Here is a 17,658-nt window from a genome sequence, read left to right as displayed (position 1 = left end):
TTTATCGTTCAAAATTAGTGATGTTTTTTTTGGCTATCTCTTTCATGAATGAAAAAAAATTGTAGATTTGCGTAAAACCTCTTTAATTCAAAAATTAAAAAATGAAGACAGTAATACAAATTGTCCTTTGGCTTTTAAGTATTTTTTTCGCGTATCAAATTTATACTTCTGTAATGGGGCCAATAAAATTTGACAAAGTAAAAAAAGAAAGATATTCGGCCGTAATCGATAAGTTAAAAGATATTAGGGATGCTCAGGAAGCATACAGAACTGTAACCGGTAAATTTGCGAAAGATTTTCCTAGTTTGATCAAATTCATCGATACAGCTCAGTATACACTTACACAACAAAGGGACTCTTCTTATATGGAATACGATGAAACCTACCGTATCGACATGGAAAGAGAGGTTAAAGTTATTGATACTTTAGGATTTGTACCTGTTAAGGATTCTTTATTTGGAGGTTCTGATTCTTACAAAAACCTTGCAACGGTTCCTTATGCAGAGAACAACGAGAAATTCACCATGGATGCCAAGATGATCAATGCAAACGGATTTAACGCTCCTGTTTTTGAGGTGAAGGTTAATAAATCTGTTTTACTGTACGATCAACCAAAAGATCTTGTGGATCAGGAAAAATCTGCTATTTCGGTAGAAGAAGTTAATGGTCCTGAAATTAAAGTAGGTAGCCTTACAGAAGTAAGCACAAGTGCAAACTGGCCACCATATTATGACACTAAAAAAGAGTAGTAACATACTAGATAAATCATTTAAAGAACTGTCCATTCAAGTTAGCTTGAGTGGACTTTCTTTTTGTATTGCAGATAGCGCCTTAAACGAAATTGAAACCATAGATACCGTTAGTTTTGACAAAAAGGCGAACGCAGAAAGCCTTTTGGCACATCTGGAAAACTGGTTTGACAAAGATTCCATAAAAGGGAGCTCCTTCAACAAAATTATTGCGGTTCATGAAAACGAGCTATCGTCGTTTGTGCCAAAATCCCTTTTTAACGAAAGCAATCTTTCTGATTATTTAAAATATAATGTCAAAATTTTAGAAAACGATTACATTAATTACGACGAGCTTAAAGAGCACGATATGTATAATGTATATGTGCCCTTTACCAATGTAAACAATTACCTTTTTGAAAAATTTGGCGATTTTGAATACAAACATTTTTCTACCGTATTGGTAGAAACGCTTATCAACAACGCCAAAAAAAGCGACCCAAAAACCATTTATGTACACATAGATAGCATGCACTTTGAAATAATTGTGCTGGACCAAAAGAAATTGGTTTTATACAACACCTTTCAATACCTTCAAAAAGAAGACTTTATTTATTACTTGCTTTTTACAATTGAACAACTTCACCTAAACCCCGAGGAAACTCCTACCTTTTTGCTTGGCAATGTTTCTGAGGAAAGCGAATTGTACAAAATTGCCTATCGGTATATAAAAAACCTAAAAATCGGGGAAGCTTATTACCCGCCAAAACTAAACAATGTTATAGAAAAGCTCAACGCCCCTAAAACACTTGTTTTATTAAACAGTTTATAAATGCGCATTATTTCTGGAAAATACAAAGGAAAAAGGTTGATTGCTCCAAAAAAATTACCCGTAAGGCCCACGACCGATTTTGCCAAGGAAGGTTTGTTCAATATTCTTAACAATCAATTTTATTTTGACGAGCTAACCGTTTTGGACCTTTTTGCCGGTACAGGAAATATTAGTTTTGAATTTGCCAGCAGGGGCGTACCAAAAATTACTTCGGTCGATGCGCATTCGGGCTGCGTGCAATACATAAATAAAATAAAAAGTGAGCTGGAATTTCCCATACAGCCAATTAAAAGCGATGTATTTACCTATTTGGAAAAATCCATCCAAAAAGCAGACATTATCTTTGCAGATCCCCCATACGACATACCATTGACGGAATTTAACAAAATCCCCATGCTGGTAAAAAAGAACGGGCTTCTTGAAGAAGATGGTATTTTAATTATTGAACATGCCAAGCAAACCGACCTCAGCGAAATTGACGGATTTACCGAAAAGCGAAAATACGGGAGCAGCGTTTTTAGCTTTTTTGAATTTTAACAAAAAAAATTCCGCAATGCAATAAAACATTTGCGGAATTATAATTCAGCTCAACCCAAATTATTTATTGTACCCTACCCATGTACGGGTCGGTTTTAGATGCTTTACCCACTTCAACCCTACCAGCGTATCTTCTTTTAAATGTATTATTGCCTTCAACCGTTAGTTTAAAATCATACCAGTTGTAATTTTTATTTACATCTAAAATAATTGTTTCACGCTTTCCTGCTTTCACAACTATATGTTGCATTTCTTGCCCATACGAACAATCTTCGAGAACTACTTTAAGCGGCTTGTTGGAATTATTGGTTATGTGCAGCATAATATTACCAGAAACCCTTTTTACGCGCTTGGTGTTTTTTTCATAGTCAAAATCGATATTCAAATCGGGATCGTTTGCATTTCCTTGCAACGCTCTATAAAATCCGTTAGGCCCGTGCACAGATAATTGATATTCCTCTTCTCTAAAATCTTTCAGGCTCCAATTATTCAATAATTTATCCCCGGGTTTTACCGTTATAGGCCAATTAAACGTTGACTGTTCATTTTTTCGATTAAAAGCATATACATTAAACGGCGCGCCTTTGGCTTTTTCTCCAAAAATATTATTGGATGCTTCAAAAAATACTTCAACCCCCAGTGTATCCATGTTAAGTTTTCCGTCCACATACAATTCATATGTCAAGGCGCATGAATCTTTAACACCCGGCTCTTGTTGTGGTAAAAAGTCGGCTTTCATTATAGCCTTCTTGGCCGTGGAAATTTCATCATCGGACAATTCCCTGTAATTTGAAGGTAATTTTTTAGCTCGGGCATTTATGACTTCTCCCATAAATTCATTCCGTTTTACAAAATCAGAAAATTTAAAATCATCTTCCTTAAAAGTTCTAAAGGCAGAAGTTAAATCTCCGGAAACACATCTACGCCATTCGCTAATATTGGTTTCTTTTACATCTTTTCCATATTTATTTTGTATGAAATTTTCCATCAATTGAATGGTCGAGGTTATATCGCACACTTCCGAATTTACCCAACCGCCACGCGTCCATGGAGATGCCACCACCATTGGCACACGGTAACCCAGCCCTACCGGGCTTTCCCTTGCATTATTTTCGTTAACCCTATTTTTTACCAGTTCTTCCTTTAGTGTTACGTATTCTTGATGAAGGTCCATCCCCTTGGATGCCAAATGAGCATCTTTAGGATTGGGAGCCACAAATGGCGGAACATGATCGAAATAACCATCGTTTTCATCGTATGTTAAAATAAATATGGTCTTTTTCCATACTTCTGGATCTTTGGTAAGAATGTCCAAAACCTCAGAAACATACCATGCTCCAAACCATGGGGCGCTTGGATGATCTGAAAATTTTTGGGGTGCCACCAACCAAGAAACCGTTGGCAGGGTTCCGGCATTGACATCTTTTCTAAATGCATCCAGAATATCTCCTTTAGGGACCTTTAAGGTTTCCTTTTCACCTTCAATTTCAACAGCTATTTCTTCCGTTTCATGATAATCTGGATCATTGCTATTTGTTACAAATGCCCTTTGGTGTAATTGTTTTTGATAATCGGAAAGCTTTTCAAAGTTTAACGGGTTCCAACGTTCGCTTTCTTCCTGTACATGCTTTAATTTAGCCTTCTTTTCTTCTAATTCGTTTTGTAACGGTTGAACCTTTCTTTTTGGTGTTTCTTTAATTTTTTCCTCTAACTCATCGATCTCCACAGGTAAATCATTAAGACTGTTTTTTAGGTAATTTTGATACCCTTTTGTATAGCGGACATTAAATTGAGAATACCATTCTAAATTATTATCGGTAAAATTGGCAAGATAAGATTCGTCTTCACCTTCCAAGCCATTGTAAAAACTTATTTCATTTTGATATACTTTCCACGGAATATCGTGATCCTGCAATCTTTCGGGAAAGGTTTTCCAGTTTATTTCCCTGTCCCAGCCCACCTCCGAATTTCTTACATGAGCAAACCCTTCCCTATCCTTATGGGTTCCCGACCAAAAAAATAGCCTATTGGTGGTTGTTCCGGTAAGCGAAGAACAAAAATGTTGGTCGAACACCGTAAAGGCATCTGCAAAAGCATAATAAAACGGCAGGTCCTCTCTGTTATAATATCCTAAGGTAAAAGGAATATCTTTATACTCCTTTCTTCCTGGCTGCTTTGCAAACAGCCATTTATCATATTTTCCATTATTTCTTGCATCAACTTGATCTGTCCACGAATGTGGCAATCCGCCCATCCAAGTCGCCTTAGTTTCTTTCATGTTTAGGCGAAATGGTGCAAAAGTCCTTCCTTTTTCATCGTGCTGCAACCATACCGGGTTTTTATTAGGTAATTTTATTGCACGCGGATCGTTAAAACCCCTTACCCCTCTTAAAGATCCATAACAGTGGTCGAACGATCTATTTTCCTGCATTAACAGTACAATATGTTCGGCATCGTAAAAATTAGAACCTTTTTCGGGGTCGATCTGCAATGCCCGTTTTATTGAATTTGGAAACGTAGGCAAAACACTCATCCCGCCCGTAAACAATGTTGCTTTTTTTAAAAAGTCTCTTCTGGTATCCATTTTTAGGTTTTCTTTAAATGAAAGTAGTAAAAAAGTGAATTCTACATTAATTTTATTGTAATTAATATATTTTAATTGAAGAATTCAACTGATAAGTCTTACTGAAGTATCCACATAATTCCATTATTATCATCCACCCCGTTATATTGCCTGTTTGTTGCTTCATTTACATGCTCTAGGTTATATTGCACTTCATCGGATGGGTACATCCATCTAACAGGTAATTTATTGGAGGGTTCGTTTTGATTACTTGCTGGATTGATTTCAAAATACGGATATCCGGTCCTGCGGTTTTCAAAGAAAGCGCTTAATGGCGACTGTAAGAAGGTGCTTAAATATTTTTGAGTGATAATTTGTTCCATTTGAGTATTTGGATCGGAGCTCAACTTTACCTCAGCACTTTCTATGTATGCCTCAATATAATTATCTGTAATATCCATACCGTGGTTATACGTATTTATTGGTGTATTATCCCTTACATACTCCATTGCCGCTTTTACCCCTTGATTATAGTGTTCTTCAGGGGTTTCACCAACCCAGCCTCTTACGGCAGCCTCGGCCAACATAAACTCTACTTGGGCATAACTTAATAGATAAACCGGTTCTCCTTCGGGGGTTTCTTTATATCTTAAATTTATATCTGAATAATCTTTTGACGAAGAAATAGAACTTACCGCCGAGTATTCTAAAGAGGGTTCTACCCCAACATATGCATCAAAATCTGAATCCGATAGGCCTTCTTCTATTTTTACTGGTGATGGTTCTGTGTAATAAAACAACCTGTAATCGTTCAATATTTTTAGCTTATCAATCAAAACACTTGAAACCATTGGATAAATTACAAATTGATTACCTTGCTTGAAGAAAGGGTACATTTGATTTTGTTGATTGGAATATACCAAACTGAAATTATCTTCATTATTACTGAAAATAGGTCGATTATTTACAATATCTTTAAACTTCTGAGCCACATTTAAATCGCTATCTCCGGTTTTCTTGTGTAAATTGATTAATACTTTTAACTGAAAAGAATTTACCATTTTACGCCATTTGTTTACATCACCTCCATAGATTATATCGCCATCAAACTGGCTGGCATTTGCAAAAAGGTTGTCTGCTAGGTCCAGTTCCTTTAAAATACCAATAAAAATATCTTTTTGGATATCGTAAGTAGGTTTGGTATCTCCCTCTGTTTCACCTTTAATTGCTTCACTGTATGGCATATCTCCAACTTGAATTGTTAAATTGAAGAAATAATAAGCCCTGATAAAATATGCCAATCCGGTATAGGCGTTCTTTTCCCCTTCTTTTAAATCTTGAGATAATTCCATCATTTTCTGGGCATCGGTTAAGCGTGTCATGTCGCTAAAACTGGCCCTGTTCAAACGGTTGTATTGTGCATCCTCCGGATATTCGCTCCATAAAATATACTTATCCCTCATAAAAGGCAACATGAATCCTTTTTCGCTTCCTATATCGTCGTTTGTTATATTCAAAATAAGCTTTGTGGCCAACATTTGTGGCGTTACAGATGATATCCCATCTGGGTTCGTGTTAATTTTGTCCATATCTGCACATGCGCCACAAAGTATCAATATACTTGCAAATGCAATTTTATATATAGTTTTCATAATATTATTTTTTAGGTCCTTTAGCTAGTGTTTGTAATTTTATGTTCAATCCAACAAACCGTTGTGACGGAGAGGATAGATCACTATCCGAATTCCAGTCGGGGTCTGCAAATTCAAAATCTTTAGTAATCAAGAAAACGTTTTGAGCCGTTAACGCTATTGTTGCATTGGCCACTCCAATTTTTTCGCTTACATCTTTAGGCAATGTATATCCAAAAGACAATTCTCTTAATTTAGCAAACGTGGCATCTTTTGCGCCCAAGCTTCCGTCTCCATACCTTCTTGCGTAGGTTTCATATGATACTGGAGTGTCGTTTGGTGCAAAAACCCTGGTATCTTCCATTATTTGTCCATATTGGTCGTAACTAACTTCTCCCGAAACCACTTTAACTCCATTACCAACAAACGACTCGTTTCCGTTTACAACTTCATCGTACCTCCATTGATTGTCGCTATCGGGATGAGAGCCAGTATCCCACATTTTGTACGATGTATAATTGTATAAAGTTCCGCCAACGCGCCCATCAAAACTTAAATACAAACTAAAGTCTTTGTAGTTAAACGTATTGGTGAATCCCCATAAAAAATCCGGATCGCTATAATCTAAAAATGTTGTATAATTACTCCTAATCGGTAATCCACCCGTATTGTAGACAACATTTCCCTGCGGATCCCTCTCCCAATCCTGAATGGTATAATTATCTACTCTACCGCCTTTTTTTACCCATAAATTATCAGATGAATACACTGGATCCAAATCTTTATAATAGGCATGTGTTTTCGACCAGTTCAAGGATACGTCCCAACTAAAATTTTCAGACTTGACAACGCCTGCATTTAGTGTGAATTCCAAACCTCTGCGCTCTATTGTTTCATCAATATTAATCAATGTTTCATTAAACCCTGACGAAGATGGTATTGGGGTAGATACTTGGCGATTGTATGTGTAAATGTTATAATATGCCATGTCCAGCATAATTCTGTTTTTAAACAAATATGCGGCTGTTCCAAACTCCCATGTTCTGCTTGTTTCTGGCTCTACAATAGACGTTTTTATGGTTGAAGGATATGCTGCTGTATTATAACCGTCCCATACACCAAGGTTTACCGAATAATTTACGTTGGTATCGTAAACCCCTAAATCTTTTTTAGATACAGTCCAGGAGCCCCTTACCTTCCATAAATCCAACCATGACGGATTTAAGCCCAATTCGGTCAACAATAAGCTTCCGGCTACCGAAGGATAAAAATAAGACCGCGAAGACGAAGGCAACGTAGAACTCCAGTCGTTTCTTCCGGTTACATCAACAAAGAAAGTATCGGCATAAGCAAAAGAAGCCAGCCCTAAAAAGCTATTTACTTGTTTTCTGTATGTTGAAGTTGCCACATCGGGACGTTCTACCGAATTGTTTAAAGAAGAAATACCCGGGACCACAAGTCCGTTACGGGTAGAAGCCATATTATACTGATCTTCATATTTATAAATCGACACTCCAGTTGTTATGTCTATATCAAAGTTTTTAATCAGGTCTTCTTTAGCATAGTTAAACAACACATCCGAGTTTAAACTATACCCCCTATATTGCTCCTGCTTATACAAACCGTTTACGTACCATCCTCTGGTTGAATTGATTCCGGCCGGGTTTTGAGTATTGAATTCATTGGAATAAAAATCGTAGCCGATTCTCCCGGTCAGTTTAGCCCCTTCAAAAAGTTTATAATCGGCAGTAATGTTTACATTGGTTATATTTTGTTCATCGCTTTTCAGTTTTTCATATGCAATTAAATAAGGATTATCGTACCAAGCTTGATAATGCCAATTTTGTTGTTCATTAGGTATAACCCAATAGTCCCTATATTTTGAGAGCTCATACTCTGGCCCTGTCCATAGCAATATTTGATACATATAGCCTTGCGAACCATAACCCGCTCCGGTGGTTTGTGGAGCCATACTTCTGTTATAACCTAGGTTTGCTTTTATATCAAAGTTATCGCTAAGGTTTAGCGTTCCCGAAACATTAAAATTAAACCTGTTTAGCTTTAAGTTTGGATATTGCCCTTTATTTAAAACATGGGTAAAAGAAGTTCTAATTGAACCTATGTCTCCTGTTCGTGCAAAACTAATATTGTTGTTTACAATAAAGCCGGGCTGTAAAAAATCGTTAAAATTATCTTTTCCACGAGACGTAAGTGGCATGTTCTCATATTGCTTTGTTTCTGGATTCCATTGTTCGGCCATGATACCTATATCCAATTTTTGCCCCCATACATAATCTGTAGCACTATAAGTTCCCCCTAAACCTGCACTGTAGGAAGATTGCACTTCGGGAAGGGCCAAATACCCTGCAAAGAACATATTATTACTGTTTATGCTCAAGCCATTTCCGCCACTTTTGGTTGTTATAATTACAGCTCCCCCGCTTCCCCTGGCACCATATAATGCCGAAGCAGTTGCTCCTTTAAGCACGCTTATTTCTTTAATATCATCCGAGGCTACATCAGATAAATTCATATTTCCATAAGGAACACCATCTATTACCAATAAAGGGTTCGAGGTACCGCCACGCAACCTAATATCGGGAGACTCATTAAACTCTGTACTATTTTGAATCCAAAGACCTGCTACTTTACCCGATAAAGAAGTGGCCACGTCTACCCCTTTTACCTCCTGAACCTGATTGCCTCCAATTTTTTGAACGGCATATCCAAGCGATTTTTCCTCACGCTTAATTCCAAGTGCAGTTACTACAACTTCATCCAGTTGCTGGGTATCTTCTTGTAAAGCAACATTTATTAGTTTTCGGTTATTTATCTTCTCTTCAACTGGTTTAAACCCCAAATAGCTAAATACAAGAATATCCGTTGGGCTGTTTACCTGTATTTCGTAATTGCCTTCAAAATCAGAGGTAACCCCAATACTTCCATCTTTTAATTGTACCGTTACCCCTGGTAATCCTAAACCATCTGCCGAGGAGGTTACTTTTCCTTTAATTATTATTGGGTCTTGTTTTAAAGCTTCTTTTAAACCTACGTTTATAATATTGTCTATTTGCTTAAAACTTAAACCTAGTTGGTATGAAACCTCTAATAAGAGGTTTTTGATGGTAATTTTTTCTTTTTTTAAACGAACCGTCTGCTTTTCGTTCACCAATACTTTATCGTAAAAAAAGTTAACCTCAACATTATCTTCTACAATTTTAAAGATATCTTCAAGTTGATAAACTTCTTTTTTAAGGGCCACCCTATATTTGGTCAAGTCAATATTACTTTGATTCTTGGGTACATTTGCCATTAGTCCAAGGGAAAAAAAACAAGGTAACAAAAAGCACAATACCTGCTTCCTGCACAAATACCTGCTTTTAATAGTGATTTGTTTCATAATTTAAATTAGTTTAATTATTAATGTATATGGTTATTTGATTGTTATCCATTCTGTATTTTATCTTACGGGCAAACTCAAGGCTTTTCATTACATTCTCGATACTTTGCTTTTTAAACATCCCATTAATTTTCCATGGCCCGTTGGTATTTCCAACAACGCTTATATCCACATTGTACCACCGTTCTATTTTTGCAATGAATTCTGTTAAACCACAATCCTCGAATACTAACACTCCATCTTTCCAGCCGAAATAATCAACTTTATCATATTTGTTTATTTCCACTTTTTTAAAATTTTTCTGTATGTCGATTTTTTCGTTTGGTTGTATAAAAAAACTGCTCTTACCATTAATTTTATCAAGAGTTTCTACTGCAACAGAGCCACTCTCTAGCGCTACGGTATAAAATTCCATTTCGGGATAAGATCTTATATTAAAAGTTGTACCGTGAACAATGGTCTTAATACCATTTGTGCTAACAGTAAATTTTTTATCGGGATTGTGCGTTACCTTAAAATATGCCTCTCCCATCACTCCCACATTCCTGCTTATAGAATTAAAAGCCGAAGGGTAAACAAGCTTGCTTTCTGCATTTAGCACGACAATGGTACTATCTGGAAGCAGCACTGTTTTTTGTTCGCCCCTGTTTGTTGCCACTTCGATAACTGAGGCCATATTTTCTTTTGTAAGAATGGCTGGATTATTTGTGCTTTTTATTAATGGATAAATTGTTATTACAAGCGCAAAAATGGCGGCTGCACTTGCTATCCAAATAACATTTTTTAAAAGCTTCCCATTTTTGGCTTTGGTATTCTTTTTCCTGCCTTCTTTATTATTGGGGACTTTAAGTATGTTTTTTAAAATTTCATCTTTTTTTTCTGAAGATATTTTTTCTGCTTTAAAAGCAGATTTTTCGATGATAGATTTTGCGGTAGAAATTGACTGTTTGTCTTTTGGGTTTGCTTCCAGCCATTTTTCCCAAAATACATTTCCAGCCTCTGTAGGATTATGTACCCATTTTACAAAGTGCTCATTCTTCAAAAAAAAGTCAATATCGTGTTTTTTATCCTCCAAAGCTTCTTGCCGTTTATAGAATAGACAATAAAGCTTTTATAATGACATCACTTTTTTGAAACTTTTTTTTTAATCTTCTTGATTACCTTGTATACCATATTTCTAGCAGACTTAACATTACTGAAATTCAACACCTCTTTTATTTCGTTGTAACCCATCCCTAAATGAAAGTAATAATACACAACTTCTCTGTACTTTTTAGGCAAGGTTTTTAGTGCTTCTTCAACTTTTTGAATATCCATTCTTTTCTGTTCGTTCAACATTATCACTTCATCTATTGAAACCGTTATTTCAAAATCAAGTCCTTCCCATAAATTTGTCTTCATTATGGGCTGTTTTTTCTTTTTACTATTGAAAATCCTTCTTTTGAGGCATTGAAATAAAAACGAACGGATAGAATTGGTTATATCGGGTAATTCCTTTCTTTTTTCTCTTAACTGAATGAACATATCTTGAATAAGATCTTCAGTCAACTCCTTATTGCAAAATTGCCTCCCAAAAGAATAAAGCCCATCGATATACTTTTTATATATTATAATAAAAGCATCTTCGTTGCCTCGTTTAAATGCCTTCCATAATTTTTTATCAGAAGAAAATTTTTTTTGGTCATCATTAAAAGCATCATTCTTTTTTTTGGAGAGTGCTGTCTCCTCGGGCTGCTTTATTTTATATGCATTCAGGTTGTGCATCCTTGTAGATTCTTTAGAAATAATTGGTTGTCATTCTGACGAATATACAAAAAATAAAAAGCTAAATGAAAATTTAAAATTTATTAATCCTTTCGTAATATTGAATTTTAGATAAAATGTTTTAAAAATAATAACATAACGATAAATTTACAGAGCTTGGCAGCAATTTATTTATACAACTGTTAAGTAAGAGATTAAAATGGTATTAAATAAAAAAGTAACCTAGAAGAAAAAAGCAGGCCATAAGCCGGATTCTGTACCTTGAAAAAGATCCTTATCATTTATCTGGACGCTGCATTGCTGCAACGTTCTAGCCGCCTACCCTCCAACATCAGGCGTGCAGCCTTCTCCCGATAGCTATCGGGGCATTGGTATACATGGCGTTGCACCGCATAGAGTTTACCCGATTTCACTACAGCATTACCTGTACATCCTTTCTTTTGCACTTGTCCTGGCCTTTCGGCCGACGGCCGTTAGCCGCTATGCTGCACTGTGGTGTCCGGACTTTCCTCTACAAACTTTAAGGTTTGCAGCGATAAGGTGGCCTGCGGTGCAAAATTAGTGTTTTTAAAATCGATTTTGTTAATAATTAAAGACAAAATAAACTTAAAAAAAGAGGATATAATATTTCTATTTTTATCTTTGTTGTAATGGAACACTTTGTAGTATCAGCTAGAAAATACAGGCCAAAAACGTTTAAAGATGTTGTTGGGCAACAAGCCATTACCAATACCTTACTTAACGCTATAGACAACAACCATCTGGCCCAGGCCCTATTGTTCTGTGGCCCGAGAGGCGTGGGCAAGACTACTTGCGCGCGTATTTTGGCAAAAAAAATAAATCAAGACGGTACGCAAAACGAAGATGAAGATTTTGCCTTTAATATTTTTGAGCTCGATGCAGCTTCCAATAATTCTGTCGATGATATAAGAAGCCTTATCGACCAGGTAAGGATTCCCCCGCAAGTCGGGAAATACAAAGTATATATAATCGATGAGGTGCACATGCTTTCCCAAGCGGCTTTTAATGCTTTTCTAAAAACATTGGAAGAACCACCAAAACATGCCATTTTTATCTTGGCAACCACAGAAAAGCATAAAATAATCCCGACCATCCTTTCCCGTTGCCAGATATTCGATTTTAAAAGGATTACAGTTAAAGATGCCAAGGAATATCTAAAATATATTGCCGAAAACCAAGGCATAGAAGCAGAAGACGACGCCCTGCATATTATTGCCCAAAAGGCAGACGGGGCCATGCGCGATGCCCTTTCCATTTTTGACCGTGTGGTAAGTTTTACCGGTAAAAACCTGACAAGACAGGCTGTAACCGAAAACTTAAACGTTCTTGATTATCAAACGTATTTCGAGATAACCGATTTAATTTTAGATGGGAACATCCCTAAATTGCTAATTGATTTTAACAACATACTTTCGTTAGGTTTTGATGGCCACCATTTTGTTGCCGGGCTCGCATCGCATTTCAGGGATTTACTTGTTTGCCAAAATGAAGCTACCATACCACTGCTCGAAGTAGGCGACGACACAAAACAAAAATACCTGCAACAAAGTAAAAAAGCTCCAAGGGATTTCCTGCTGGAAGGAATTGAAACCGCCAATTCGTGCGATCTAAATTACCGCAGCAGTAGAAACCAGCGGTTGCTCGTAGAGCTTTGCTTAATGCAATTGGCCTCCATCAATCACGATGGAGAAAAAAAAAAGGACAGTAACTACATAATCCCCTCCTCTGTATTTAAGAAAGAAGGGACAAAAACGCACCAAAACAACACCGGCAAAGCGCCGGAACAGAAAATTCCAGCACAGGAAATTCCAGAAAAATCCATAGCTGTACCCCAAACAGTAACCGAGACTGAAGAAGAAACAAAGCTCCCTAAAATAAACCTGCAAAACAAAAAAAAGGTTTCGGGCCTGTCGCTTTCCAGCATCAAAAAGAAAAAAGAGCACGAACTGGCCAAAAAAGACCAAACCATAGACGAGGAAAACCTTCCCAAAGATGCTTTTGACGAAGCCACCATGCAAAAATATTGGAATAAGTACGTAAAGAAAATTGAAGAAGGGGGCAAAAAAATATTAAGCGCGGCACTGGGCTCGGATACACCAAGAAAAAAAGGGGAACAAAAAATATGGATAGAACTGGCCAACGATACTTTAAAAAAAGAAGTGGAGCGGGATCAATACCCTTTGATGGAGTACCTTAAAAAGAAACTCAATAATTACCATATAGAACTGTATATTACCATCAACGAAGATGTTGAAAAGCAATATGCTTTTACTCCTCAGGAAAAATATGAAAAGCTACGTGAGAAAAATCCTTTAATCGACAAACTTAGAAGGGATTTCGATTTGGATGTTTAATATATGCATCAGCAGGAGTTGCTTTTTTAAAAACCTTTTCAACTTCAACTAAAAAATTATAAATCCGGCATATTATCATGCGCTTCTTTTTATATTCCTGCCGCTTTCTATGCATACGGCACTTAAAATTAACATCCCGCCAATAACGGTGTGCCATGCCGGAAACTCGTTTAAGAAAAGCACTCCCATAATTATCCCATAAATAGGCTGCACACTACTAATTATGCTTGCCGTGGTTGCACTAAAATATTTAAAGCTCATTAACAGCAACGTATGGCCCATGGTCGTGGTAACCAAGGCCAAAAAGGCTATCCCCGGAAGATGTACGGTTATTTCGCGAAAACCTACCACAAAAAGCAACGGCGATAAAATAATTGCGATAACCCATAATTGATGCAACATTAAAACAGATCCGTTATATTTTTGCACTTTGGGCTTCATTAAAATGTTGCGGAGCGAATAAAAAAACGCCGACGTAACCCCAAACAATACTGCTATAAAATGCTGATTTTTAAAATTTACTTCTGGAACCAAAAAATAAACCCCGGTAATAACCAAGGCCCCCAATGCCATGTGTGACTTTTTAAATCTTGTTTTTAAAATAAGGGGCTCCAAAAAAGAAGTAATTACCGGATACGTATATATAGACAACATCCCGATGGCCACGCTCGATAATTTAAGCGCATAAAAGTAAGTAACCCAATGCACGCCAAAGAAAACGCCACAAAGCAGTACCATGCGCCAATCTTTTGTATTGGCTATTTTTAAGCTAAACCCCTTGAACCTACAAAAAAGAAATAAGAACACGAAAGCAAGAATTGCCCTAAAAAGAATAATTTGTGCAGGCGGCAATGCAATGTACCTCCCTAATACCCCGGAAGTACTAATTAAAAGTACCGCCAAATTGAGCTGTAAAATATGTTTTAAATGAAACTTATCTTCTGCCAAACCAAAAACTACCTTATTAATGATTTTGCCTTTTCCCTGATAATCTGCCCTACCGGCCTATTTTCAATATTGCTCTCTAGCCACGAAATAATATCCAGGTACAAAAAGGCCCTTTTTTCATACGGATGATCTTCATATTTCTTTAAGGTTTTGTGCAGTTTTTTAAATTCGTCTTTCAGTTCATGCGGGTATATTTCACCAAGGTTTCTTAAAAACTTAATCATTTCTTTCTGCACCTCGTGCAAGTCGTCCATTTTCAATAAAAACTTATAGGTACTTTTTAGCTGGACCTCTAAATGGTAATCCATTCCGGCCTCATAATGTGCCACCAAGCTCAATACCCGCGCAAAGCACATTAAATCTTCGCGCATGGTAAGATTTTTATTGTTAATTATTTTCTTTAAATAAGAAATACATTTTTTGTTATCGCCCGCACCAAAATGCATACAGGCAAGTTTATAGTAAAACACCATAATATGGTGCTCGTCTATTTTATCGTTGAACTCTTTAATACCGTACAATATTTCATTTTCCAAGGGGAATGCATCTTCAAAAGTACCATCTAGAAAATGCAGGTTTAGCTTGCTATTATATGTGTACAGAAAAATCAACACATCCAAATTATCGTTTTTGGGGAACTTTTCGTTGGCAATGGTATCTTCCATTTTCTTTAATGCCTCTTCAAAACCGGTACGGTTTTTTACATAGAACATGGATTCGAACAAGTAATTATTCCCTTTTAAGAAAAAAACCGGGTTAAGGTAAATCATCTGTTCGTTTTCATAAAAAAGTTCTACCCATTTTAAAGAATATTTATAGCACGATAAAAAATCCTGAATTAAAAAACTGTACCATAATTGTGCTTTGTAGAGCCATAATTTTTCCCTAAAATCCAAATCGGAAAACTTAAATTTCGGCAAATGTGCCTCGTAGTATTCGGTTACCCATTTGTATTCCTCATCACTTTTTACATATCCAAATTTCAGCATAATCCCGTACAGCTGTAGCGATAGGTTGGAGAGCTTGCTGGTTAGCACATTTTGCATGCTCAACTCCTTGGCCTGGATTGCCAGCTCGTCGGCACGGCCGCTAATGCTCCGCGTTATGTACTGTGTTTCTATTACTTTTTCCAGTTCAACAATTTCATAGGCAACTACTTTCTCTTGGTTTTCTATGGCTACGGATTTTGCCTTATCCAAAATCTTCAAACTTTGTTTGTACAGACCTTTATGGTAAAGTATCGTTGCAAAATCCAACTGCTCGCGAATTTGTAAACGTATATTTTGGTTCACGGGGTTTAAACGCAGGCTTACCAAAATTTGCTTATAAAGGTGCGCCTTTAAATTGGAAAGTTGTTGTTTTTTAACGATTCCGCTTTTTAAAATTTCCGCTTCCTTATAATCGTGCATTTTATCCAAAAGATTAAATAAGGCCAAAAATTTTGCATCGGCATTCACCCCCAATCGGTTTACATAAAGCTTAAATTGTCTTTTTTCTGATTTGGAAAGCGATTTCACCAAGATAAAAAGAGTGTCTTTTTGTTGACTTGTCATTGTAAAAATAAAAATTCAATTAATTGAATAACAGATACTTATATCTTATAAAGTTTCCTTAAGCATTGTAAAGAAATGGTTAAGTTAACAATAAATTTCGAGCACAAAATATAAATTCGTAATACAAATTTGAAATTACATTAAAAAATCAAGATGAGTAAAGAAAAAGTCCAAATCTTTGACACGACATTACGAGACGGAGAACAAGTACCTGGATGCAAGCTTAATACAGAACAAAAGCTTGTTATTGCAAAGCGTCTTGACGATCTGGGAGTTGATGTTATTGAAGCAGGGTTCCCTATTTCCAGCCCAGGGGACTTCAACTCGGTAACAGAAATTTCAAAAATTGTAAAAAACGCTACCGTTTGTGGCCTAACGCGATCGGTTAAAAAAGATATAGAGGTTGCTGCCGAAGCTATAAAACATGCTGTAAGGCCAAGAATCCATACGGGAATTGGAACTTCTGATTCGCATATAAAATACAAATTCAAATCTACGCGCGAAGATATAATAGAACGTGCCGTAGCAGCTGTAAAATATGCCAAAACCTTTGTCGAGGATGTAGAATTTTATGCTGAAGATGCCGGGCGTACCGACAATGAGTTCTTAGCTCGAGTCTGCGAGGCGGTCGTCAAGGCCGGAGCCACGGTTTTAAACATCCCCGATACCACTGGATATTGCCTACCCGAAGAATATGGCGCCAAAATGAAATACCTTAAAGAAAATGTTACGGGTATAGACAAAGCCATACTTTCATGCCACTGCCACAACGATCTTGGGCTTGCCACTGCCAACTCCATTGCAGGCGTTATTAACGGAGCCCGACAAATAGAATGTACCATTAACGGAATTGGCGAACGCGCCGGAAACACTTCTTTGGAAGAAGTTGTCATGGTATTGCGCCAACACCCTACCCTTAACCTCGACACAGGAATTAATGCTACCCTACTTTACGATACCAGCAAAATGGTTTCAGAAAGTATGGGAATGCCGGTACAGCCCAACAAGGCTATTGTTGGTGCAAATGCCTTTGCGCACAGTTCCGGGATTCACCAAGACGGCGTTATTAAAAACAGGGAAACCTACGAAATTATAGATCCTGCCGACGTTGGCGTTACAGAATCGGCCATTGTTTTAACCGCACGTAGCGGCCGCGCAGCATTAGCTTATAGGGCCAAAAAAGTTGGTTATGAATTAACCAAGCTTCAATTGGACGAAGTTTATAAAGAATTTTTAAACTTTGCAGACAGAAAAAAAGAAATAGATGATAACGATATCCATCAAATCATCGAAATAACTAAAATAGATATAAAAGCAACTGCTTAAA

12 protein-coding genes and 1 other RNA gene are annotated in these 17,658 nt (G+C 36.8%); 5 read left to right on the top strand and 8 right to left on the bottom strand.

Going from position 1 to position 17,658, the window contains the following annotated elements; genetic code table 11:
• Window positions 1-101: 101 nt before the first annotated feature.
• The 3 genes from PSF86_RS14745 to PSF86_RS14735 are packed head-to-tail and all read left to right on the top strand — an operon-like array spanning window position 102 to window position 2,097.
• On the top strand, window positions 102-749 hold the full coding sequence (locus tag PSF86_RS14745; protein ID WP_277900861.1) for a hypothetical protein: 648 nt from the start codon (window positions 102-104) through the stop codon (window positions 747-749).
• Entirely contained in the window at window positions 730-1,560 is an 831-nt protein-coding gene (locus PSF86_RS14740; protein WP_277900860.1) for a DUF3822 family protein, read from the top strand. Before PSF86_RS14745 ends, PSF86_RS14740 begins: the two co-directional genes overlap by 20 nt.
• Complete coding sequence (locus tag PSF86_RS14735; RefSeq protein ID WP_277900859.1) at window positions 1,561-2,097, top strand: RsmD family RNA methyltransferase; 537 nt, start codon at window positions 1,561-1,563, stop codon at window positions 2,095-2,097.
• A gap of 64 nt (window positions 2,098-2,161) precedes the next feature.
• Here the strand turns inward: PSF86_RS14735 and PSF86_RS14730 are convergent, their stop codons facing one another.
• From PSF86_RS14730 to rnpB, 6 genes are all read right to left on the bottom strand, one after another.
• Window positions 2,162-4,681: a phosphocholine-specific phospholipase C gene (locus PSF86_RS14730; RefSeq protein WP_277900858.1), complete on the bottom strand. Its 2,520-nt coding sequence runs from the start codon at window positions 4,679-4,681 to the stop codon at window positions 2,162-2,164.
• 98 nt (window positions 4,682-4,779) lie between these two features.
• Window positions 4,780-6,312: a SusD/RagB family nutrient-binding outer membrane lipoprotein gene (locus PSF86_RS14725; protein WP_277900857.1), complete on the bottom strand. Its 1,533-nt coding sequence runs from the start codon at window positions 6,310-6,312 to the stop codon at window positions 4,780-4,782.
• Between the two features lie 4 nt (window positions 6,313-6,316).
• Window positions 6,317-9,691, bottom strand: coding sequence for a SusC/RagA family TonB-linked outer membrane protein (locus PSF86_RS14720; protein WP_277900856.1), 3,375 nt, complete (start codon window positions 9,689-9,691; stop codon window positions 6,317-6,319).
• 13 nt (window positions 9,692-9,704) lie between these two features.
• Window positions 9,705-10,766, bottom strand: coding sequence for a FecR family protein (locus tag PSF86_RS14715; protein ID WP_277900855.1), 1,062 nt, complete (start codon window positions 10,764-10,766; stop codon window positions 9,705-9,707).
• A gap of 47 nt (window positions 10,767-10,813) precedes the next feature.
• Entirely contained in the window at window positions 10,814-11,455 is a 642-nt protein-coding gene (locus tag PSF86_RS14710; RefSeq protein WP_277900854.1) for an RNA polymerase sigma factor, read from the bottom strand.
• 228 nt (window positions 11,456-11,683) lie between these two features.
• An RNA gene (rnpB, locus tag PSF86_RS14705) (RNase P RNA component class A) lies at window positions 11,684-12,007 on the bottom strand.
• 98 nt (window positions 12,008-12,105) lie between these two features.
• Here rnpB and PSF86_RS14700 point away from each other — a divergent pair.
• A complete protein-coding gene (locus PSF86_RS14700) occupies window positions 12,106-13,830 on the top strand; it encodes a DNA polymerase III subunit gamma/tau (protein WP_277900853.1) in 1,725 nt (574 codons plus the stop codon).
• 75 nt (window positions 13,831-13,905) lie between these two features.
• On the opposite strand, the gene PSF86_RS14695 is transcribed toward PSF86_RS14700, so the two are convergent.
• Window positions 13,906-14,778 (bottom strand): DMT family transporter, encoded by an 873-nt coding sequence (locus PSF86_RS14695; RefSeq protein ID WP_277900852.1) that lies wholly within the window; start codon window positions 14,776-14,778, stop codon window positions 13,906-13,908.
• Between the two features lie 8 nt (window positions 14,779-14,786).
• On the bottom strand, window positions 14,787-16,331 hold the full coding sequence (locus PSF86_RS14690) for a hypothetical protein (protein ID WP_277900851.1): 1,545 nt from the start codon (window positions 16,329-16,331) through the stop codon (window positions 14,787-14,789).
• Between the two features lie 153 nt (window positions 16,332-16,484).
• Between PSF86_RS14690 and PSF86_RS14685 the strand changes: the two genes are divergently transcribed.
• Complete coding sequence (locus tag PSF86_RS14685) at window positions 16,485-17,657, top strand: 2-isopropylmalate synthase (RefSeq protein WP_277900850.1); 1,173 nt, start codon at window positions 16,485-16,487, stop codon at window positions 17,655-17,657.
• The last annotated feature ends 1 nt before the right edge of the window (window position 17,658 follow it).

The sequence above is a fragment of the Galbibacter pacificus genome, assembly GCF_029603165.1.
Lineage (GTDB): Bacteria > Bacteroidota > Bacteroidia > Flavobacteriales > Flavobacteriaceae > Galbibacter > Galbibacter pacificus.
Note: the sequence above shows the minus strand (reverse complement) of the source record. Positions and strands in the feature narration are given on the sequence as shown.

Excerpts from the sequence above, each read along its gene's own strand:
- PSF86_RS14745 (WP_277900861.1), top strand. The coding sequence starts at position 102 with ATGAAGACAGTAATACAAATTGTCCTTTGGCTTTTAAGTATTTTTTTC.
- PSF86_RS14690 (WP_277900851.1), bottom strand. The coding sequence starts at position 16,331 with ATGACAAGTCAACAAAAAGACACTCTTTTTATCTTGGTGAAATCGCTT.
- PSF86_RS14735 (WP_277900859.1), top strand. The coding sequence starts at position 1,561 with ATGCGCATTATTTCTGGAAAATACAAAGGAAAAAGGTTGATTGCTCCA.
- PSF86_RS14740 (WP_277900860.1), top strand. The coding sequence starts at position 730 with ATGACACTAAAAAAGAGTAGTAACATACTAGATAAATCATTTAAAGAA.
- PSF86_RS14710 (WP_277900854.1), bottom strand. The coding sequence starts at position 11,455 with ATGCACAACCTGAATGCATATAAAATAAAGCAGCCCGAGGAGACAGCA.
- PSF86_RS14725 (WP_277900857.1), bottom strand. The coding sequence starts at position 6,312 with ATGAAAACTATATATAAAATTGCATTTGCAAGTATATTGATACTTTGT.
- PSF86_RS14685 (WP_277900850.1), top strand. The coding sequence starts at position 16,485 with ATGAGTAAAGAAAAAGTCCAAATCTTTGACACGACATTACGAGACGGA.
- PSF86_RS14700 (WP_277900853.1), top strand. The coding sequence starts at position 12,106 with ATGGAACACTTTGTAGTATCAGCTAGAAAATACAGGCCAAAAACGTTT.
- PSF86_RS14730 (WP_277900858.1), bottom strand. The coding sequence starts at position 4,681 with ATGGATACCAGAAGAGACTTTTTAAAAAAAGCAACATTGTTTACGGGC.
- PSF86_RS14720 (WP_277900856.1), bottom strand. The coding sequence starts at position 9,691 with ATGAAACAAATCACTATTAAAAGCAGGTATTTGTGCAGGAAGCAGGTA.